Origin of the sequence: Salinicola acroporae, assembly GCF_003206615.1 — a bacterium.
Lineage (GTDB): Bacteria > Pseudomonadota > Gammaproteobacteria > Pseudomonadales > Halomonadaceae > Salinicola > Salinicola acroporae.
This window is the reverse complement of the sequence record NZ_PZJW01000014.1, coordinates 20,237-38,498: the sequence shown is the minus strand read 5'-3', so window position 1 is coordinate 38,498 and position 18,262 is coordinate 20,237. Positions and strand designations below refer to the sequence as shown.

22 protein-coding genes are annotated in these 18,262 nt (G+C 63.6%); 11 read left to right on the top strand and 11 right to left on the bottom strand.

From position 1 onward, the window contains the following. Positions 1 to 161 precede the first annotated feature (161 nt). Positions 162 to 1,337, bottom strand: coding sequence for a cell division protein ZapE (gene zapE / locus DOM54_RS18185; RefSeq protein WP_240613962.1), 1,176 nt, complete (start codon positions 1,335 to 1,337; stop codon positions 162 to 164). A 188-nt stretch (positions 1,338 to 1,525) separates the two neighbouring features. On the opposite strand from zapE, the gene DOM54_RS18180 reads away from it, so the two are divergent. Further along, positions 1,526 to 1,978 (top strand): Z-ring associated ZapG family protein, encoded by a 453-nt coding sequence (locus tag DOM54_RS18180; protein WP_110717689.1) that lies wholly within the window; start codon positions 1,526 to 1,528, stop codon positions 1,976 to 1,978. Between the two features lie 53 nt (positions 1,979 to 2,031). On the opposite strand, the gene DOM54_RS18175 is transcribed toward DOM54_RS18180, so the two are convergent. Further along, positions 2,032 to 2,790, bottom strand: coding sequence for a Nif3-like dinuclear metal center hexameric protein (locus tag DOM54_RS18175; RefSeq protein ID WP_110717688.1), 759 nt, complete (start codon positions 2,788 to 2,790; stop codon positions 2,032 to 2,034). A gap of 207 nt (positions 2,791 to 2,997) precedes the next feature. Between DOM54_RS18175 and DOM54_RS18170 the strand changes: the two genes are divergently transcribed. Then, on the top strand, positions 2,998 to 4,281 hold the full coding sequence (locus DOM54_RS18170) for a Do family serine endopeptidase (RefSeq protein ID WP_110717687.1): 1,284 nt from the start codon (positions 2,998 to 3,000) through the stop codon (positions 4,279 to 4,281). Between the two features lie 76 nt (positions 4,282 to 4,357). On the opposite strand, the gene hisD is transcribed toward DOM54_RS18170, so the two are convergent. The 9 genes from hisD to DOM54_RS18125 form a co-directional block, all read right to left on the bottom strand. Then, the gene (hisD, locus tag DOM54_RS18165; RefSeq protein ID WP_110717711.1) at positions 4,358 to 5,668 is read right to left on the bottom strand and encodes a histidinol dehydrogenase; all 1,311 of its coding nucleotides are present in this window, start codon (positions 5,666 to 5,668) and stop codon (positions 4,358 to 4,360) included. Between the two features lie 84 nt (positions 5,669 to 5,752). After that, positions 5,753 to 6,397 carry an ATP phosphoribosyltransferase gene (hisG, locus tag DOM54_RS18160; protein ID WP_110717686.1) on the bottom strand — a complete coding sequence of 215 codons (645 nt, stop codon included), beginning with the start codon at positions 6,395 to 6,397 and terminating at the stop codon, positions 5,753 to 5,755. Between the two features lie 18 nt (positions 6,398 to 6,415). Then, positions 6,416 to 7,678: a UDP-N-acetylglucosamine 1-carboxyvinyltransferase gene (gene murA / locus DOM54_RS18155; protein ID WP_110717685.1), complete on the bottom strand. Its 1,263-nt coding sequence runs from the start codon at positions 7,676 to 7,678 to the stop codon at positions 6,416 to 6,418. Between the two features lie 55 nt (positions 7,679 to 7,733). After that, a complete protein-coding gene (locus tag DOM54_RS18150) occupies positions 7,734 to 7,988 on the bottom strand; it encodes a BolA family protein (RefSeq protein ID WP_110717684.1) in 255 nt (84 codons plus the stop codon). A 141-nt stretch (positions 7,989 to 8,129) separates the two neighbouring features. Further along, the gene (locus DOM54_RS18145) at positions 8,130 to 8,492 is read right to left on the bottom strand and encodes an STAS domain-containing protein (protein ID WP_110717683.1); all 363 of its coding nucleotides are present in this window, start codon (positions 8,490 to 8,492) and stop codon (positions 8,130 to 8,132) included. Beyond that, positions 8,489 to 9,133, bottom strand: a complete 645-nt coding sequence (locus DOM54_RS18140; RefSeq protein WP_110717710.1) for an MlaC/ttg2D family ABC transporter substrate-binding protein — start codon at positions 9,131 to 9,133, stop codon at positions 8,489 to 8,491. Before DOM54_RS18140 ends, DOM54_RS18145 begins: the two co-directional genes overlap by 4 nt. Positions 9,134 to 9,222: 89 nt before the next feature. Beyond that, positions 9,223 to 9,684, bottom strand: a complete 462-nt coding sequence (gene mlaD / locus DOM54_RS18135) for an outer membrane lipid asymmetry maintenance protein MlaD (RefSeq protein ID WP_110717682.1) — start codon at positions 9,682 to 9,684, stop codon at positions 9,223 to 9,225. Continuing rightward, complete coding sequence (gene mlaE, locus DOM54_RS18130; protein ID WP_110717681.1) at positions 9,681 to 10,463, bottom strand: lipid asymmetry maintenance ABC transporter permease subunit MlaE; 783 nt, start codon at positions 10,461 to 10,463, stop codon at positions 9,681 to 9,683. The genes mlaD and mlaE overlap by 4 nt, the downstream gene beginning before the upstream one ends. Then, positions 10,460 to 11,275: an ATP-binding cassette domain-containing protein gene (locus DOM54_RS18125; RefSeq protein WP_110717680.1), complete on the bottom strand. Its 816-nt coding sequence runs from the start codon at positions 11,273 to 11,275 to the stop codon at positions 10,460 to 10,462. Before DOM54_RS18125 ends, mlaE begins: the two co-directional genes overlap by 4 nt. A gap of 251 nt (positions 11,276 to 11,526) precedes the next feature. Between DOM54_RS18125 and DOM54_RS18120 the strand changes: the two genes are divergently transcribed. From DOM54_RS18120 to DOM54_RS18080, 9 genes are all read left to right on the top strand, one after another. Further along, on the top strand, positions 11,527 to 12,504 hold the full coding sequence (locus DOM54_RS18120; protein ID WP_110717679.1) for a KpsF/GutQ family sugar-phosphate isomerase: 978 nt from the start codon (positions 11,527 to 11,529) through the stop codon (positions 12,502 to 12,504). Positions 12,505 to 12,602: 98 nt separating this feature from the next. Beyond that, the gene (lptC, locus tag DOM54_RS18115; RefSeq protein ID WP_240613961.1) at positions 12,603 to 13,199 is read left to right on the top strand and encodes an LPS export ABC transporter periplasmic protein LptC; all 597 of its coding nucleotides are present in this window, start codon (positions 12,603 to 12,605) and stop codon (positions 13,197 to 13,199) included. After that, positions 13,196 to 13,726, top strand: coding sequence for a lipopolysaccharide transport periplasmic protein LptA (gene lptA, locus DOM54_RS18110; RefSeq protein ID WP_110717677.1), 531 nt, complete (start codon positions 13,196 to 13,198; stop codon positions 13,724 to 13,726). The genes lptC and lptA overlap by 4 nt, the downstream gene beginning before the upstream one ends. Before the next feature lie 92 nt (positions 13,727 to 13,818). After that, the gene (gene lptB, locus DOM54_RS18105) at positions 13,819 to 14,544 is read left to right on the top strand and encodes an LPS export ABC transporter ATP-binding protein (RefSeq protein WP_110602325.1); all 726 of its coding nucleotides are present in this window, start codon (positions 13,819 to 13,821) and stop codon (positions 14,542 to 14,544) included. A 135-nt stretch (positions 14,545 to 14,679) separates the two neighbouring features. After that, on the top strand, positions 14,680 to 16,107 hold the full coding sequence (locus DOM54_RS18100; protein ID WP_110717676.1) for an RNA polymerase factor sigma-54: 1,428 nt from the start codon (positions 14,680 to 14,682) through the stop codon (positions 16,105 to 16,107). Positions 16,108 to 16,226: 119 nt separating this feature from the next. Then, complete coding sequence (gene hpf / locus DOM54_RS18095; RefSeq protein WP_071232900.1) at positions 16,227 to 16,535, top strand: ribosome hibernation-promoting factor, HPF/YfiA family; 309 nt, start codon at positions 16,227 to 16,229, stop codon at positions 16,533 to 16,535. A 9-nt stretch (positions 16,536 to 16,544) separates the two neighbouring features. Then, positions 16,545 to 17,024 carry a PTS IIA-like nitrogen regulatory protein PtsN gene (gene ptsN / locus DOM54_RS18090; RefSeq protein WP_110709850.1) on the top strand — a complete coding sequence of 160 codons (480 nt, stop codon included), beginning with the start codon at positions 16,545 to 16,547 and terminating at the stop codon, positions 17,022 to 17,024. 3 nt (positions 17,025 to 17,027) lie between these two features. Then, entirely contained in the window at positions 17,028 to 17,972 is a 945-nt protein-coding gene (gene rapZ / locus DOM54_RS18085) for an RNase adapter RapZ (RefSeq protein WP_110717675.1), read from the top strand. Then, the gene (locus DOM54_RS18080) at positions 17,959 to 18,228 is read left to right on the top strand and encodes an HPr family phosphocarrier protein (RefSeq protein ID WP_110717674.1); all 270 of its coding nucleotides are present in this window, start codon (positions 17,959 to 17,961) and stop codon (positions 18,226 to 18,228) included. The genes rapZ and DOM54_RS18080 overlap by 14 nt, the downstream gene beginning before the upstream one ends. Positions 18,229 to 18,262 lie beyond the last annotated feature (34 nt).

The following is an 18,262-nucleotide window of genomic DNA, read 5'->3' as shown; positions in this document are numbered from 1 at the left end:
GCCATCCCTATTTTTCTTGGGTTGCCACCACGATCGAAAGCCGATTAACGACTACCGACAGGAGGGCAACGGATCGAAGAGCGCGCATTGTACACGAGCACAATGTGCGAGGAAAGACCAGTATCATCGTGACATTGGCACTCGCTCGCGGTGCGCGCCGGTCAGGGCTTGTGCGCCAGCGCCAGGTAGTCCCGCGACTGCATCTCCTGAAGGCGCGACAGCGTGCGCTCGAACTCGAAGCTCAGATTGCCCCCGGTATAGAGCGACTCGACCTCGGTCTCGGCGGAGAGCAGCAGCTTGACCGCGCGATCATAGAACTCGTCGACCATGCTGATGAACCGCCGCGCCTGATCGTCGGTACCCGCCCCCATGCGCGGCACGTCGGAAACCAGCACGGTATGAAACTCCCGCGACAGCTCGATATAGTCGTTCTGGCTGCGGGGCCCATCGCAGAGCACCTTGAAATCGAACCAAACCACGCCCTCGTGCAGACGACGGGCCTTCAGCTCCCGGTGGTTGATCGCGAGCGTGGCATTCTCTCGCCCTTCGCTGCCGGCGACCGAGCGGAAACTCTTCGCCAGCAGTTGTTCGGCCTCGGCGTCGAGCGGCGAATGGAATATCTCCACCTGCTCCAGGGCACGAAGGCGGTAATCCACCCCGGAATCGACGTTGACCACTTCGCAATGACGCTTGAGCAGATCGATCGCCGGCAAGAAGCGCGCCCGCTGCAAGCCGTCCTTGTAGAGATCGTCCGGCACGATATTGGAGGTCGCCACCAGAACGACGCCCTGGGCGAACAAGGCCTCCATCAAGTTGCCGAGGATCATCGCATCGGTGATGTCCTTGACGTAGAACTCGTCGAAGCAGATGACCCGAGCCTCGCTGGCAAAGGTGGCCGCGATCTGGGTCAACGGGTTCTTCTCCCCCTTGTGGATCTCGAGTTCTCGATGCACTCGCTGCATGAAGCGGTTGAAATGCGTGCGCATCTTGCGCTCGAACGGCAACGACTCGTAGAACACGTCGACCAGGTAGGTCTTGCCACGGCCAACGCCGCCCCAGAAGTAGAGCCCCATGACCGAAGGTTTGGCGGGCGCCTCGGGTTCGGCCGCCTTGCGCTTGCCGAACAGCCCCGCCACCTTCGAGAGCTTGGACTCGCCGGGAGCGACGGGCTTGGGCGCCGGAATCCGCTGCAGATCGTCGTACAGGCGCTGCAGATGCTTGACGGCATTTTCCTGCGCCGCGTCGTAACTGAAGTCATCGCGCTCCAGATCCGCGCGATAGCGCGACATTGGCGTCATGGTGCCTTGATGGGACGTCGCGGCTTGGGATGAACTCATGGCGGTATCGTGACCTCGGTTCGAAACAAGTGGCGGGATTATACTCTCCGACGAAAGTCTTGACAGTGCCGGGGAGACAGGCAAGGTTTGACCCGAGAGCCGAGCGGGTCGATATAATGGCACCGCACCGACCTTACGCAAGGGTCTTTGAGACAGGTCGTGCCGGGCACGACGACGAGGAGCGCACTGTGAACGAAAGCAATATCGACTGGATCCTGGCAATCGCCTGCTTCCTGGCGGGCATCGGTATCGGCGCCCTTTGTTACCATCTGCTGAACGCCAATGTCGCCCGCAACCAGAAAGTGCGTCAGCGTCTGGCCGAGACGGAACTGGAGCTCAATCAGGTCAAGGATGCACTGAACGACCACTTCGCCAAAGTCGCCGACCTGGCCTCCAGCATTCAGCGCCAGAGCCACGACCTCGAACAGCACCTGATCCAGGGTGCGGACAAGCTGGTCGATGACCTCAAGCTGAAACGTCGGCTGCATGGCAACCAGGAAGAGGCCGAAGAGATCGACCTGCCCCAGGTGCCACGCGACTATGCCGACGGTACCGGCGGCACGCTGGCAGAGGATTATGGTATCCGGCAACGCAGAACCACGGAACAGCAGGACACCGCTCCGCAGCCTCCCCGCTACTGAATGACCGAAGATCCGCCGGATCCCACGGGGTTCCGGCGGCTGCAAGCCCCGCCTCAAGCCGGATTGTCGATGTCCATGAACCGGTGTTCGATACCGAAACGTCCCGCCAACCAGTTACCGAGCGCCTGAACACCCTCGCGCTCGGTGGCATGGTGGCCTGCCGCCAGATAGGTCACCCCCATCTCTCTCGCCATGTGCGTGGTGCGCTCGGAGATTTCACCGGAGATGAAGGCATCGGCGCCCGCCTCGGCGGCCATGGGCAACATGTCCTGAGCGCCTCCCGTGCACCAGGCGACCCGTCGTATGATGCCGGAGTGCCCCTCTATCAGGGTCGGCGTCCGATCCAGAGTCCGCTCGACGAGCCCCGCCAGGGCCCGACTGTCCAGCTCGACTTGCGGCACGCCCATCCACAGCAACCCCCGCCCCAGCTCACCATCGAGACAGCGTTCCACCTCGAACCCCAGACGCCGCCCCAGGCAGGCGTTGTTGCCCATCGAGACATGGGCGTCCAGCGGCAGGTGGTAAGCCAGCAGGTTGATGTCGTTCTTCAACAAGGTAGCCAGCCGCCGATGTTTCATGCCGGTTATGCTGACCGGCTCGTTTTTCCAGAAATAGCCGTGATGGACCAGCACGGCATCGGCGTTCCAGGCCACCGCCTCGTCGAGTAACGCCTGGCACGCCGTCACACCGGTAAGGACACGCTCGATCCGGTCCCGCCCCTCGACCTGCAATCCATTGACGGTGTAATCCTTGAACGCGTCGATACTCAGCTCCGTATCGATCGCCTCCAGGAGAATCTGCCGCGAAATCATACTGTCTCCCAGCGCAAAGCCTTGGTGAATGTTACACTTTCGGTCCGTACCGCCATCGTGCCAAACACCGCGCACCGCGTCATCGAGCGCATCGTACTTCCATCGATCCTGCTTCGGCTCCCTCGGCGTAGCCGCGGCCGCCTCGATCACTGCAGCGCTGCCCGATGTGGCGAAGTCGCTCTGATTTTCAGTCTAAGGACCCAGCACATGCGCCGCCACCTAGCCGCCTATCTGTGGCCCGCCCTATGCGGCATTCTGATCGCCGTCGTCCTGCTCTACGCCTTCCCGTCGCTGCTGGGTCGAGACCGCACCGCCAGCAATACGCCAGCCGGTACGACAAGCGTCAAATCCGCCACCTCGGAACGCGCCCCGCCCGGTGTCATCGATGCGCCATCGCTCAATCGCCAGGCCGGGCCCGTCAGCTACTCCCAAGCCGTCAATCGCGCCGCTCCGGCCGTCGTCAACGTCTACTCGTCGCGCGTCGTCGACACCGGCCAGCATCCGCTGATGTCGGACCCGTTCTTCCGCCAGTTCTATGGCAAGAACGTGCCGCAACGCCAGCGCATGCTATCGAGCCTGGGTTCGGGGGTCGTGGTCAGCGAAGAGGGTTATATCCTGACCAACAATCACGTCATCAACGATGCGGACGAGATCCAGGTGGCCCTCCGCGACGGCCGTGAGGCCATCGCCCAGGTGATCGGCACCGATCCCGACAGCGATCTGGCGGTCCTCAAGATCGACCTCGACGACCTGCCGGTCATCAAGCTGAGCGATTCGGAAAAGATCGCCATTGGCGATGTCACCCTGGCCATCGGCAATCCCTTCGGGGTCGGCCAGACGGTGACCATGGGGATCATCAGCGCGACCGGGCGCGATCATCTCGGCCTCAGCCGCTACGAGGACTTCATTCAGACCGATGCCGCGATCAACCCAGGCAACTCCGGGGGCGCGCTGGTGGACACCAACGGCTCGCTGATCGGCATCAATACGGCGATATTCTCCCGCTCCGGCGGCTCCCAGGGCATCGGTTTCGCGATACCTGCCAATCTGGCACGCAGCATTCTGAACGATATCGTGACCCAGGGCCGCGTCATCCGGGGCTGGCTGGGGATCGACGCTCAGCAGATGACGCCGGACCTGGCGTCGTCGTTCGGCCTCAAGACCCTGAGCGGCGTCATCGTGGCCAACGTCGTCTCCGGCGGGCCCGGCGACGAGGCCGGGCTGCGCCCCGGAGACATCCTGCTCGCCATCGACGGCAAGCCGATTCTCGATCCGCGGGAGACCCAGGTGGATATCGCCGAGATCCCCCCCGGCACGGAGCTGCCATTGACCATCGTGCGAGGAGGCGAGAAACGCCAGGTGACGTTGAAGGTCGGCGAGCGTCCGCCGCCGACCCAGGGCAACGACGACGCAACCAGAAGGGCCCAGGCCACCCGGGGCTCTGAGGCACCCGAGACGCCCGGTACCGATGGCGGTTCCGGCGCCCGCTAGCTGCCATCCAACGAGGATCGCCGCCCGAAGGGCGGCGATCTTGGTCTCTCCACACACCTGATCCTGGGCCAGATCTTCAGCGCTTGAGGCGGTTCTCCGCCGAGCGGGCGTGAGCCGTCAAGGACTCGCCCCGCGCCAGCACCGAGGCGGTCCGCCCCAGCGTGTCGGCCCCCGCCGGAGAACACTGGATCAGCGACGAGCGCTTCTGGAAGTCGTAGACACCCAGCGGGGATGAGAAACGCGCCGTGCCGGAGGTCGGCAGCACATGGTTGGGGCCGGCGCAGTAGTCACCGAGCACCTCCGCCGTGTGGCGCCCCATGAAGATGGCACCAGCGTGACGCACGCCCTCCACCATTGCCTGGGGTGACTCCACGGAAAGCTCGAGGTGTTCGGGCGCGATGCGGTTGATCAGCTCGACCGCCTGTTCCGGCCCTTCACAGAGGATCAGCGCCCCCCGCCTTGCCAGCGACTCGCGAATGATCGCTTCCCGCTCCATGGTCGGCAGCAGCCGCTCGATGGAAGCCAGGACAGCCTCGAGATGCCCGGCATCCCAGGCCACCAGAATGGCCTGGGCATCTTCGTCGTGCTCGGCCTGGGAAAACAGGTCCATCGCTAGCCAATCCGGATCGGTACCGGCGTCGGAGACCACCAGTATCTCGGAGGGTCCTGCGATCATGTCGATGCCGACCTGACCGAAGACGGCCCGCTTGGCGGTCGCCACGTAGATGTTGCCGGGGCCGACGATCTTGTCGACCCTGGGTACGCTCTCGGTACCGTAAGCCAAGGCGGCAACGGCCTGGGCGCCGCCCAGCGTGAAGACGCGGTCGACGCCGGCGAGATGGGCAGCGGCCAGCACCAGTTCATTGACCACGCCGTCCGGCGTCGGCACGACCATCACGATCTCGCGCACACCGGCCACATGGGCCGGCAGCGCGTTCATCAGCACCGAGGAGGGATAGGCCGCCTTGCCGCCCGGCACATAGATGCCGACGCGATCGAGCGCCGACACTTTCTGGCCCAGCATGGTGCCGTCCGGCTCATGGTACTGCCAGGATTCCGGCTTCTGGCGCGCGTGATAGATCCGAATGCGCTCCGCCGCATGTTGCAGTGCCTCGCGCTGGGCCGCAGGGATCGATGCGAACGCTGCCTCCAGACGCTCGGCCCCGATCGTCAGTTCGGACATGGCCGTGGCGGCGAGCCGGTCGAAGCGATTGGTATATTCGATCAACGCCGCATCGCCGCGTCGACGAACGGCATCGATGATCTCCGCGACGCGGGCCGATATCTCCTGGTCGGAAACCCCTTCCCAGGCCAGCAGAGCGTCGAGGCGTGCGTTGAAGTCAGCGTCCCGCGTGGCGAGGCGGGCAATGGTAGTCGTTTGGCTCATCATTGGTTCTCTCTACGTGCGATCGCGACCGTGACGCCGCCGACAGTGTTCATGCGGCCCCTGGCCCACTCACGGAGCCGCGGCTCAAGCGGCGGTCCGCACGCTCACCGCGTGACGCAGACGCTCGATCAGCGGCTTGAGTCGCTCGTGCTTCATCGTCATCGACGCCTTGTTGACCACCAACCTGGTGCTGATGTTCTCGATCAGCTCGCGAGGCTCCATGCCGTTGGCGCGCAGGGTGTTGCCAGTGTCGACGATATCGACGATCTCGTCGGCCAGGTTCATCAGCGGCGCCAGCTCCATCGCGCCGTACAGCTTGATCACCTCGGCCTGGATGCCCTGCTCCGCGTAGTAACGGCGCGCCACGTTGACGAACTTGGTCGCCACACGGCGCCTGGCTCGCGCGGGCTGGGCGCCCACGATACCCGCCGTCATCAGCCGGCAGCGCGAAATCCCCAGGTCGAGTGGCTCGTAAAGCCCCTCGGCGCCGTGCTCGAGCAGTACGTCCTTGCCAGCGACACCGAGATCGGCTGCCCCCAGTTGAACATAGGTCGGCACGTCCACCGCCCGGATGACCACCAGCTTGACGTCGGGCAGATTGGTATCGAACAGCAGCTTGCGACTTTTGCCAAAATCGTCCGCCGGCGTGATGCCCGCGTCCGCCAGCAGTGGCAAGGTCTCTTCGAGGATACGGCCCTTGGATAGCGCCAGGATCAGTTGATTGCTCATGTTCTCTCTAACCGTCGCCTAACCCGGCACGCGGCGAATGCGCGCACCCAGGAGCTGCAATTTCTCTTCGATACACTCATAGCCACGATCGATATGGTAGATCCGGTCCACCATCGTCTCGCCCTGGGCTACCATCGCCGCTACCACCAGGCTCGCCGACGCCCGCAGATCGGTCGCCATCACCGGCGCGCCGGACAGTTTCTCGACGCCAGTCACCACGGCGGTGTTCCCCTCGAGGGCGATGTGCGCGCCCATTCGATTGAGTTCCTGCACGTGCATGAAGCGGTTTTCGAAGATGGTCTCGACGACCGTGCCGGTACCCTCGGCCACCGCATTCAACGCCACGAACTGGGCCTGCATGTCCGTGGGAAAGGCCGGGTACGGCGCGGTGCGCAGATTCACGGCCTTTGGCCGGCGCCCCCCCATGTCGAGCTCGATCCAGTCATCTCCGGTGGTCAGGGTGGCGCCGGCCTCCTCGAGCTTGGCCAGCACCGCCTCCATGATGTCGGCCCGCGTCTTGCGCACCCGCACGCGCCCGCCAGTGGCAGCGGCAGCGACCAGGAAGGTGCCGGTTTCGATGCGGTCCGGCATCACGTCGTAGTGACAACCATGCAGACGCTCGACGCCTTCCACCGTGATGGTATCGCTCCCCTGGCCGCGGATATCGGCGCCCATGGCGATCAGGCACTCGGCCAGATCGACGACTTCCGGCTCGCGGGCGGCGTTCTCCAGCACCGTGGTCCCTTCGGCCAGCGTGGCGGCCATCAGCAGGTTTTCGGTACCGGTCACCGTCACGGTGTCGAAGAAGATCGTGGCGCCCTTGAGACGACCATCGACGCGGGCGCGAATGTAGCCCCCCTCGACAGTGATCTCCGCGCCCATCGCCTCGAGTCCACGGATGTGCAGATCGACCGGCCGGGAGCCGATGGCACAGCCGCCGGGCAGCGACACGTCGGCCTTGCCGAAGTGGGCCAGCAGCGGCCCGAGCACCAGGATCGAGGCGCGCATCTTCTTGACCAGCTCGTAGGGAGCATGACAATCGCGCACCTGCGAGCCATCGATCTGGATGCTCATTTTCTCGCCCATGACCGGCTCGATGCCCATGCGACCGAGCAACTCGAGTGTCGTGGTGATGTCCTGAAGATGCGGCAGGTTTCCGATGGTGACGGGTTCATCGGCGAGCAGTGTCGCCGCCAGTATCGGCAGCGCCGAGTTCTTGGCACCACTGGCCCAGACTTCGCCGTCCAGCGGCCCGTTACCGGTAATGATCAGCTTGTCCATGAAGGTTCGCTATAGAATCGAGAGAGATGACCAGCCGGGTAGGCCGGACAGGCGCTCAGGCACCGAGGTTTTCCGGGGCCGACTCCCATTGGGCGGGAGTGAACGTCTTGATGGTGATGGCGTGGAGCGCGCCGGAGGCGATCTCGTCCGACAGCGCGCCGTAGATCAGTTGCTGACGCTTGACCGGGCTCATGCCATCGAAGACGTCACCCACGGCGATCACCTGGAAGTTGCAGCCTTCGCCCTGAATATGGAATTCGCAGCCGCCGATCTGATTCTCGAGGCGGCTTTTGACATCGCTGGGTTGCATGACATCGGGCTCCCTTGTGACTACTGCGCAGGATGCGCAGGGAAAGCGCCACATGGTAGCGGAAAGCGCCCCGTCTTGGCGATCTTGGCGATGGGCAAAAACGTCGCAAGTCGATCGCGGCCGGCGAGACGCCTCGAGGGTTCAGTGCCGCGCCGGGGCCGGCTCGACACAGGCCGTTTCAGTGGTCGCCAGCAGCGGCCCCAGTTCGGTGATGTCCACCAGCCGCTGCAGCGGCAGGGAGAGCGCCACGCGGCTGAGGTTCAATGAGTGCCGGTTGACGCTTCGCATCCAGACCAACAGCACGCTGAGAACGGCGCTGCTGGCCACCTGCACGCCCGTCAGGTCGAAGGAGACCTCGGCTTGGGCCGGCAGTTCCGCCAGCCAGTGCCGACCCGCCTGTGCAAGCGGGCCGGCACTGTCGAAATCCGCTTCGCCGCGGATCGTCAGCGCATTACCGTCGACGACCTCGAGCGTGGCGTCCGCGCGCTCCAGCAGGACGCTCACGCGTCGCCGCCCTGCTCCAGCTCATCGGTCCCGACGGCCGGCGCCCAGTTGTCGATCACGGTATCGATGTCTCGATTATTGTCGCGCATCGCCTGATCGAACTGGTTGCGGAAGGTCAGCCCCAGATTGATGCCATTGACGATGACGTTGATCACCTTCCACTGGCCGTCGCTCTGACGCAGCGTGAAGTCGACCGGATAGGTCTGGCCACTGGTGGAAACCACCTCCATGGGCACCGAGGCCTGATCGTCGTAACGGCCCGCGTTTTCGCTATCCTTCACGCGCAGTGTCTGATAATCGAAGGTGACCAGCCCCTTGGCGTAGGTGTCGATCAGGGTCTTGCGGAACACCGTGACGAACCGTGAACGCTGCTCCGGCGTTGCGGCGCGGAAATAACGCCCCATCACACTGGCGCCGATGTAACGGAAATCGGCCACTTCCGCCATGTTGGTGTCGACGAGCTTGGCCAGCTCACCCTCATGCTGGGCGTAGTAGTCCTTTTTGCCCTCGAGCTCGGACATCAGGGAGTCGACACTCTGCTGGATCACCTGGGTCGGCGACTGCTGGGCCTGGGCCGGGGTAGCAATGCTCGCCAGGCACACCGCGACGATCGTCAGCGCCATCATCCAGATACCGCGCATCCCGGTATCTCGCCCCGGAGCCCTCGAGGTATTGCTTGCGAAGGTCATGTTCATCATCGACTCCTTGTCTGCGATTACGTTCTTCCGGCTTACTTGGCCATGTTCGACACGAACTGCTGAATGAGATCCTCCAGCACCAGTGCCTGCTGGGTATCGTGAATCACGTCACCGTCATGGAGCATGTCGGGCGCGCCCCCCACGGTCAGACCGATATACTGCTCGCCCAGCAGGCCGGACGTCAGGATCGCCGCCGTGGTGTCATCGGAGAGCTTGCCATCGTACTTCGAGTCCAGCTCCATGGTGACCTTGGCATCGAACCACTTGGGATCGAGCTGGATGTCGGTCACCTGCCCCACGCGCACCCCGGACATGGTGACCTTGGCCTGGGGACGTAGCCCGCCGATGTTGGCAAAATTCGCAGTCAACGTGAAAGTGTTACTGGGAACGCCCACCCCCAGCCCGCTCACCCGAAGCCCGAGGAACACCAGACCGAGAATGCCTGCCAGCATGAAAATGCCGACGCCCAGTTCCAACCAGCTGTTGCGCTTCATCCGAGATCTCCAAACATCAGCGCGGTGAGCACGAAATCAAGGCCCAATACCGCCAACGAGGCGTAGACCACCGTCCGGGTGGTCGCGCGCGAAATACCTTCCGAGGTGGGGATCAGATCATAACCCTGGAATACCGCAATCCAGGTCACGACCAGCCCGAACACCAGACTCTTGACCATGCCGTTGAGCACATCGTCGACGAAATTGACGCTGTCCTGCATGTTGCTCCAGTAGGAGCCGGCGTAGACGCCGAGCCATTCGACACCGACCAGGTAGCCACCCCAGATACCGACCACGCCGAAGATCACCGTCAGTATCGGCAGCGAGACGAAGCCGGCCCAGAGCCGGGGCGCGACGATCCGGCGTAGCGGATCGACACCGATCATCTCCATACTGGTGAGCTGCTCGGTCGCTTTCATCAGGCCGATCTCGGCGGTCAGCGCCGAGCCGGCACGCCCGGCAAACAGCAATGCCGCCACGACCGGCGCCAGCTCGCGGACGAGGGAGAGTGCCACCATCTGGCCCAGCGCCTCGTCGGCGCCGAACCCGACCAGGATGGTGAACCCCTGCAGCGCCAGCACCATGCCGATGAACAGCCCTGACACCAGGACGATCGCCACCGACATCACGCCGACGAAGTGCATCTGACGAAGCCAGAGGTGGAATCCCTCGCGAGACGGCAGGCAAATGATCGACTGGACCAGGAACAGGCCCGCCCTTCCTATTGAGCTCAAGGTATCGAGCGTGGCGCGGCCCAGCGCCGTGAGATATCGCGTCATGAGAACTGTCCCGCCGGCGCCAGGATGTCATCGAAGAAGTCCGGCGCCGGATAGTGGAACGGCACCGGACCATCGGGCTCGCCATGCACGAACTGCTTCACGTGAGCGTCGTCGTTGACGTCCAGCGTCTGCGGCGTGCCATGCGCCATGACTCGCCCATCTGCGATGATATAGACGTAATCCGCGATCGACAGCGTCTCCTTGATATCGTGAGAGACCACGATAGCCGTCAGCCCCAGCGCCAGGTTGACCTTCTTGATCAACTGCACCAGCACACCCATCGAGATCGGGTCCTGCCCCACGAACGGTTCGTCGTAGAGCACCAGGTCCGGATCCAGCGCCACCGCCCGCGCCAGTGCCACACGTCTCGCCATCCCGCCGGACAATTCCGAGGGCATCAGATGTCTGGCTCCACGCAAACCCACCGCCTGTAGCTTCATCAGCACGATGTCGCGGATCATCGCATTCGGGAGTTCGGTATGGATGCGCAGCGGAAAGGCGACATTCTCGAAAACGTCGAGGTCCGAGAAAAGCGCGCCGCTCTGAAACAGCATGCCCATTCGACGACGCAGCTTGAAGAGCGAGCGCCGGGACAGCCTGTGTACGTCCTGGCCGCCGATGAGAATCTGGCCGCGATCCGGTGCCAGTTGGCCGCCGATCAGTTTCAACAGGGTCGTCTTGCCGGTCCCGCTGGGCCCCATGATGGCGGTAATCTTGCCGAGCGGAATCTGCAGATCGACACCGCGGAAGATGTCGGTGTTGCCGCGAGAGAAGTGCAGATCCTTGACCTCGACCATAATCGGATCGTCCATGCAGCATCCACCAAGCTAATGAGATCAATTATCGAACATTGTATCCTAACCTTGACGTCAGCGACCAGCAATCACTCTCGAGCGGTGGAAATCACTCGCGCAGGAGGGACGAATCACCGATCGATCAAAGGTATACTGCCGCCACTGCAGGCGTTTGGACATACGACGCCCACCAGCGGCCAGACGGATTCCGAGGCCATGGACGACTTCTCCGTCTCATTCACCACCACCGGGGAGCCTTTGCCGAGACCATGAGCGACATCGCCGCGCTAGATTTCCGCGCCAGCGCCAGGCGCACGTTGACCCTGGAACAACAAGCCATCGGGGAGCTCGTGACGAAGCTCGACGAATGCTTTGATGAGGCCTGCAAGCTGCTTCTCGCCTGCCGAGGCCGGCTGATCGTCACCGGGATGGGCAAGTCGGGGCACATCGCTCGCAAGCTGGCAGCGACCTTCGCCAGCACCGGCTCGCCCTCGTTCTACGTCCACCCGGGCGAAGCCAGCCACGGCGATCTCGGCATGATCACCGTCGACGATGTCGTCATTGCGCTCTCCAACTCGGGCGAGACCCAGGAAATCACCGACCTGCTTCCGCTGTTCAAGCGTCTCGGCGCGCCGCTGGTCAGCCTCACTGGTCGACCCGGCTCCACGCTGGCACGCTACAGCGATGTCCATATCGATGTCGGCGTCTCTCGCGAGGCCTGCCCCCACGACCTGGCACCGACCTCCTCCACCACTGCCGCACTGGCGATGGGAGATGCCTTGGCGTTGGCGCTGCTGGAAGCGCGGGGATTCAGCGCCGAGGACTTCGCGCTGTCGCACCCTGGCGGCACCCTCGGAAAACGGCTGCTGCTGCGCGTCGCGGATCTCATGCACGAGGGCCACCGCCTCCCCAGCGTACCGACCGGCAGCCCATTGCGGGAGGCGCTGCTGGAGATGACCCTCAAGGGGATGGGCTTCACCTGCGTCGTCGATGAACGCGGCATGCTGGTCGGTGTCTATACCGATGGCGACTTACGCCGGACCCTCGATCAGCGCGGCGATTTCGCGCTACTGCGCGTGGACGACGTCATGACCCGTGGCGGCAAGACGGCCTCGCCCGGCATGCTGGCGGCGGAGGCCGTGAGGATCATGGAGGACAACCGGATTACCGCCCTGGCGGTGGTCGAGAACGGTGCCCCCGTCGGCGCCCTGCATATGCACGACCTGCTGCGAAGCGGCGTCATTTGAGGCCCTGCCCGGTGCCGGTTCCACCGGGATTCCAGCCCATGCCAACCGCTGACGGGCCCCCCCGATCACCACATTCACACTCACCACGAGGAGATAACGTGGCCAAGACAGTCAGATTCCAGTCTCCCTGGTGGCGCCGCCTCGGCCTGCTGGTGCTGTTGCTGGTCCTGGGGGGCGGCCTGACCTACCTTGACCAGCGCGGCGAGAACGGTCAGGAGCCCGTCATCGGCAACACGGTTGGCGAGCCCGACTACTATCTCGAGGACGCCAGCATGACGCGCTTCGACGAACGGGGGCGTGCCTATCAGCGGCTGGAAACGCCACGCCTGGTGCACACGCCCTCCGACGACATCATCCGCACCGAGGCGCCCCACGGTTACCTGACCGACGACCAGCAACGCCAGTGGCAGGTGACCAGCCAGACGGGGCAACTGAGCCGCAACGGAGAGCAACTGACACTCCAGGGCGATGCCCGCCTGATTCAGCCGGAGCAGGCGTGGAGCCTGGAAACACAGACGCTGCACTACGACAACCGCGAGGCCCATGCCTGGAGTGACACGCCCTCCGTGTTGCGTCAGCATAACCAGACCATGCGCGGAAATCGCTTCGATGCCTGGATCGACGAAGATCGTATGCGCTTGACCGACAACGTGCAGGGGCGCCTGCCACAGCAATCTGAGGATCAAGGATCATGAGGCGAGAAATCGGCCAACTCCTGGTGCTGACCGCGCTGGGTTTCACCAGTTTTCCCACCGTCGCGCTGGAAAGCGATGCCAGTGCACCGATCGAGATCGCCGCCGATCAACTCGAGCTGGACGACCGCCAGGGCACTGCCGTCTATACGGGTGGCGTCGACCTGCAGCAAGGCAGCATGCACCTCAAGGCCGCACGCGTCGACATCCAGCGCGGCAACAACGGCCAGGTCAGCCTGGTCACCGCCAAGGGCGGCGGCGGCGAGCGCGCCTACCTCGAACAGAAGCCGTCCCCCGACCAGGAGATCGTCAAGGGCTGGGGCGATACCGTGGTCTATCACGCGGCCCAGCGACGCGTGGAACTGATCGGCAATGCTGAACTTCACCAGGCCGGCGACACCTTCGACGGCGCCTATGTCGAGTACTATCTCGACTCGCGACGCGTCCAGGCCCGTTCCGCCCAGAATGGCGACGGGAACGGCGACGGCCGAGTCCGCATGACCCTCACACCGCGTGACTCGTCCCAGTAACGATCAAACCCTGACCCGGCACGGCCTCGAGCCGTCGCGTGGGGCGTGATCGCCGACACCATACCCGGCGCGCAGCCACAAGGATCGTATTCATGAAAACGCTAACGGCCGCCAACCTTGCCAAGAGCTACAAGGGACGCCGAGTCGTCCACGACTTCAGCCTGACGCTGCGACAAGGCAGCATCGTCGGTCTGCTGGGGCCGAATGGCGCCGGCAAGACCACCTCCTTCTACATGATCGTCGGCTTGGTCAAATCCGATGCCGGCAGCGTCCATATCGACGACATGGATCTCAGCCGCGCACCGATGCACGACCGGGCGCGAGCCGGCATCGGCTATCTGCCGCAGGAAGCCTCGATCTTCCGCAAGCTGAGCGTTGCCGACAACATCATGGCCATTCTCGAGACACGCAAGGACTTGGATCGTGCCGGGCGCCGTGAGCGGCTGGAGCAGTTGCTCGGCGATTTCCACGTCGATCACATTCGCGACAACCTGGGCATGAGCCTGTCCGGCGGCGAGCGGCGGCGAGTCGAGATCGCCCGCGCCCTGGCCACCGAGCCGGCATTCGTGCTGCTCGACGAACCGTTCGCCGGTGTCGACCCCATCTCGGTCGGTGACATCAAGAGCATCATCCGCCAGCTGCGCGACCGCGAGATCGGCGTTCTGATCACCGACCACAACGTGCGCGAGACGCTCGACATCTGCGATAATGCCTACATCGTCGGCGACGGCCAGATCATCGCCGAGGGCCGCCCCCAGGCCATTCTCGAAAACCAGCGCGTCCGCGAAGTCTATCTCGGCCACGAGTTCCGCCTGTAATGCCCCCCCCGACACGCCATCGGCGGCCATACCTGGCCTCGCGCCGATGGCATGTTTCTTGCATGAAACGTTGCATCTCGTCATCGCAGCCAGTAACGTAAGCCTTCCACCGTTGATTGTGACGATCGTTTCTCCATGTCCATGAAGCCCTCGCTGCAACTCAGGGTCGGCACGCAGTTGACCATGACGCCTCAGCTCCAGCAGGCCATTCAGCTGCTTCAGCTGTCGACGCTCGACCTGCGCCAGGAAATCCAGCAGGCGCTCGAGTCCAATCCCATGCTGGAGATGGAAGAGCCTTACTCGGAGCAGGAAACTCAGGACGCCACGGAAGACGAGTGGGCCAATGACATTCCCGACGAACTGGCCCTCGACAGCGACTGGAGCGATACCTATCAGGACGCCTACGCCAGCTCGTCCGGCAGCGCCAGCGAGGAAGCACCGGACTTCGATCGCAACGCAGCCGTGACCACCCTTCAGGATCATCTGCTCTGGCAGTTGGCCATGGGAGATTTCGATGAGCGCGAGCGGGCGCTCGGGGAGTGCCTGATCGACGCCGTCAACGGCGACGGCTATCTGGTGGGCTCACTGGACGAGCTGGCGACGAGCCTGCGCGCGCAGCGCAAAGAGAGCGTCAGCATGGCCGATCTCGAACACATGCTCATGCGCCTGCAGCAGTTCGATCCGACCGGCGTCGGCGCTCGCAATCTGCGCGAGTGCCTGCTGCTTCAACTCGGCACACTGGACGACGACACGCCGCTGCTACCCCAGGCCAAGCGCCTGGTGCGCCAGTTTCTCGAGGCGCTGGCCGGCAACGACCGGCGACTGCTCAAGCGTCGCCTGCGTCTCGAGGAGAACGAACTCGATAGCGTCATCGCCCTGATCCGGACGCTGGAGCCGCGCCCGGGGCAACGCTTCGACACCAGTCGCGACGATTACGTGGTTCCCGACCTGGTTGCCACCCCCTCCCGCGATGGCTGGCGCATCGAACTCAATGCCGAAACCCTGCCGCGCCTGCGCATTCAGCCCGACTACGCCGCCCTGATCAAGCGGGCGGACAAAAGCGATGACAACACCTTCCTGCGCCAGCACCTGCAGGAAGCCCGCTGGCTGATCAAGAGCCTATCCAGCCGAAACGACACCTTGCTCAAGGTGGGCCGGGAAATCATGTCGCGCCAGATCGGGTTCCTCGAACGTGGCGAAGAGGCGATGAAGCCACTGATCCTGGCCGATATCGCCCGCAGCGTCGATATGCATGAATCGACGATTTCCCGCGTCACGACCCAGAAGTACATTCACACGCCACGCGGCGTGTTCGAACTGAAATATTTTTTCTCGAGCCAGGTCGGCGGCCAGGGCGGCGAAGGCGACAGCTATTCGAGTACCGCCATCCGTGCTCGCATCAAGAAATTCATCGGCGACGAATCCCCTCGCAAACCACTATCGGACAGCAAATTGGTCGAATTGCTGGCCCAGTCCGATATCAGCGTGGCCAGACGCACCGTGGCCAAATATCGCGAAGCCATGGGCATTCCGTCCTCCAGCGAGCGCAAGCGTCTGGCCTGATCCACGGGCCCGAAACCAGTCAAGGCTCGCCATTCCGAATCAGATCGATCACGATGCCTTTGCAGCCCCCTGAAAAGGGTTACAATCAGAAGTGCCATCTGCCGCAACAGGAGTGTGTCATGCAAGTGAACGTTACCGGCCACCATGTCGAGCTGACCGACGCCCTCCGGGACTACGTCGGAGAGAAACTCGTTCGTTTGGAGCGTCACTACGACAATATCACCAATGTTCAGGTCACCCTGAGTGTCGAGAAGGAACGCCAACAGGCAGCCTGTACCCTGCACGCCGCAGGCGGCGATCTACACGCCGAAGCCAGCGACACCGACATGTATGCCGCCATCGATTCACTGGCCGACAAACTCGACCGCCAACTGGTCAAACATAAAGAGAAGGCACAAGCCCGCGCCCAAGGCGCAGGCGCCCGCTGAAGCCTGATGATGACACTGGAAAGCATTCTGCCCCCCGAGCGAACTCTGTTCGAGGTCACGGGGGGCAGCAAAAAACGTCTGCTGGAATTTTTCAGCACCTTCATCGCCCAGAATACACCCAGCCTGGATAGCCATGAGGTCTTCAGCCGCCTGATCGGCCGCGAGCGACTGGGTAGCACGGGGATCGGCAACGGCGTTGCCATCCCCCACGCCCGCAGTCCGCACTGCAAAGGGCCGATCGCGGGATTCATGCGACTGGAAGACGCCATCGACTTCGATGCCATCGACGGTGAGCCGGTCGATCTAGTCTTCGTGCTGCTGGTGCCGGAAGAGGCGGATGATGCGCATCTGTCGCTGCTGGCGGAAGTTGCCGGCATCATGAATCAGAGCAGCGTTCGGCAGCAGTTGCGTCAGGCCGACTCGCAGCGGGCGTTGCATGATGCGCTCGTCGATGCCATCCGCCATCACCGTGACAGCGACGACGGATAAGCAATGCAACTCGTCATCATCAGCGGCCGCTCGGGCTCGGGAAAATCGATCGCGCTGCAGGCGCTCGAGGATCTTGGCTACTACGCCATCGACAACCTCCCGGCCAACCTGCTGGCACCACTGATCGACGAACTGCGCAGCGCGCCACCCTCCCGCCCCAACGTGGCGGTCAGCATCGACGCACGCAACCTGCCGGAATCGCTGGAGCGCTTCCCCATCCTGCTGGAGGCGGTGCGCGAGCGCGGCATCGATACCCAGGTCGTCTATCTCACCGCAGATGCCAAGATCCTGCTCGAGCGCTACTCGGCCACTCGCCGCCGTCACCCGCTGACCCGCGGCAATGACATGACCCTGGCCGAGGCCATCGATCACGAGCAAGGCTATCTCGCACCGATCCGCCGCATGGCCGACCTGGTCATCGACACCCAGGGGCTCTCGGTGCACGAGCTCCGGGCCCGGATCGGCGAACAGGTGGCCAAGCACACCGGTGGCCGCCTGACCCTGACCTTCGAGTCGTTCGGCTTCAAACGGGGCGTGCCGCTGGACGCCGACATGGTCTTCGACGCCCGCTGCCTACCCAATCCGTTCTGGGACCCTGGGCTGCGTGCCTACGACGGCCGGGATGCCCCGATCATCGAGTTCCTGGAGTCCTACCCCGATGTCCATGCCCTGGCGGAGGATATCCATGGCTGGCTCGATCGCTGGTTGCCATCGTATCTGGCCAGTCATCGCAGCTACCTGACCGTCGCCATCGGCTGTACCGGCGGTCAACACCGGTCGGTCTACCTGATCGAGCGGCTGGCACGCCATTTTCACCACGACGACGCCGATATTCGACTGCGCCATCGTGAGCTGGGCGTTCATACCGCTCTCTCGAGCGACTCAGCAGCGCCGCCATCGGCACCAACAGGAAACGCAGGATCCCCAGAGCGCGATGCCGACACGTGAACTTCGCCTGACCAACCGCCGCGGGCTGCACGCCCGCGCCGCTACCAAGCTGGTGCAATGCTGCCAACCCTTCGACGTCCGCGTCGCGATCCATCACGGTAACCGCCAGGCAGACGCGGCCAACATCATGTCGCTGCTCATGCTCGCCGCCCCTTGTGGCACCGAGCTGGTCGTCGTCACCGAAGGCGAAGACGAGGACATTGCCATGGACGCCATCATCAGGCTATTCGACGCTCGTTTTCACGAGGACGAGTAACCCGCCTCATTTACGAACAGCGTTTTCCATCCTC

Coding starts and splice junctions, on each gene's coding strand:
- zapE (WP_240613962.1), bottom strand. CDS start 1,337: ATGAGTTCATCCCAAGCCGCGACGTCCCATCAAGGCACCATGACGCCA.
- DOM54_RS18175 (WP_110717688.1), bottom strand. CDS start 2,790: ATGATTTCGCGGCAGATTCTCCTGGAGGCGATCGATACGGAGCTGAGT.
- DOM54_RS18170 (WP_110717687.1), top strand. CDS start 2,998: ATGCGCCGCCACCTAGCCGCCTATCTGTGGCCCGCCCTATGCGGCATT.
- hisD (WP_110717711.1), bottom strand. CDS start 5,668: ATGAGCCAAACGACTACCATTGCCCGCCTCGCCACGCGGGACGCTGAC.
- hisG (WP_110717686.1), bottom strand. CDS start 6,397: ATGAGCAATCAACTGATCCTGGCGCTATCCAAGGGCCGTATCCTCGAA.
- murA (WP_110717685.1), bottom strand. CDS start 7,678: ATGGACAAGCTGATCATTACCGGTAACGGGCCGCTGGACGGCGAAGTC.
- DOM54_RS18150 (WP_110717684.1), bottom strand. CDS start 7,988: ATGCAACCCAGCGATGTCAAAAGCCGCCTCGAGAATCAGATCGGCGGC.
- DOM54_RS18140 (WP_110717710.1), bottom strand. CDS start 9,133: ATGCGCGGTATCTGGATGATGGCGCTGACGATCGTCGCGGTGTGCCTG.
- mlaD (WP_110717682.1), bottom strand. CDS start 9,684: ATGAAGCGCAACAGCTGGTTGGAACTGGGCGTCGGCATTTTCATGCTG.
- mlaE (WP_110717681.1), bottom strand. CDS start 10,463: ATGACGCGATATCTCACGGCGCTGGGCCGCGCCACGCTCGATACCTTG.
- DOM54_RS18125 (WP_110717680.1), bottom strand. CDS start 11,275: ATGGACGATCCGATTATGGTCGAGGTCAAGGATCTGCACTTCTCTCGC.
- DOM54_RS18120 (WP_110717679.1), top strand. CDS start 11,527: ATGAGCGACATCGCCGCGCTAGATTTCCGCGCCAGCGCCAGGCGCACG.
- lptA (WP_110717677.1), top strand. CDS start 13,196: ATGAGGCGAGAAATCGGCCAACTCCTGGTGCTGACCGCGCTGGGTTTC.
- lptB (WP_110602325.1), top strand. CDS start 13,819: ATGAAAACGCTAACGGCCGCCAACCTTGCCAAGAGCTACAAGGGACGC.
- DOM54_RS18100 (WP_110717676.1), top strand. CDS start 14,680: ATGTCCATGAAGCCCTCGCTGCAACTCAGGGTCGGCACGCAGTTGACC.
- hpf (WP_071232900.1), top strand. CDS start 16,227: ATGCAAGTGAACGTTACCGGCCACCATGTCGAGCTGACCGACGCCCTC.
- ptsN (WP_110709850.1), top strand. CDS start 16,545: ATGACACTGGAAAGCATTCTGCCCCCCGAGCGAACTCTGTTCGAGGTC.
- rapZ (WP_110717675.1), top strand. CDS start 17,028: ATGCAACTCGTCATCATCAGCGGCCGCTCGGGCTCGGGAAAATCGATC.
- DOM54_RS18080 (WP_110717674.1), top strand. CDS start 17,959: ATGCCGACACGTGAACTTCGCCTGACCAACCGCCGCGGGCTGCACGCC.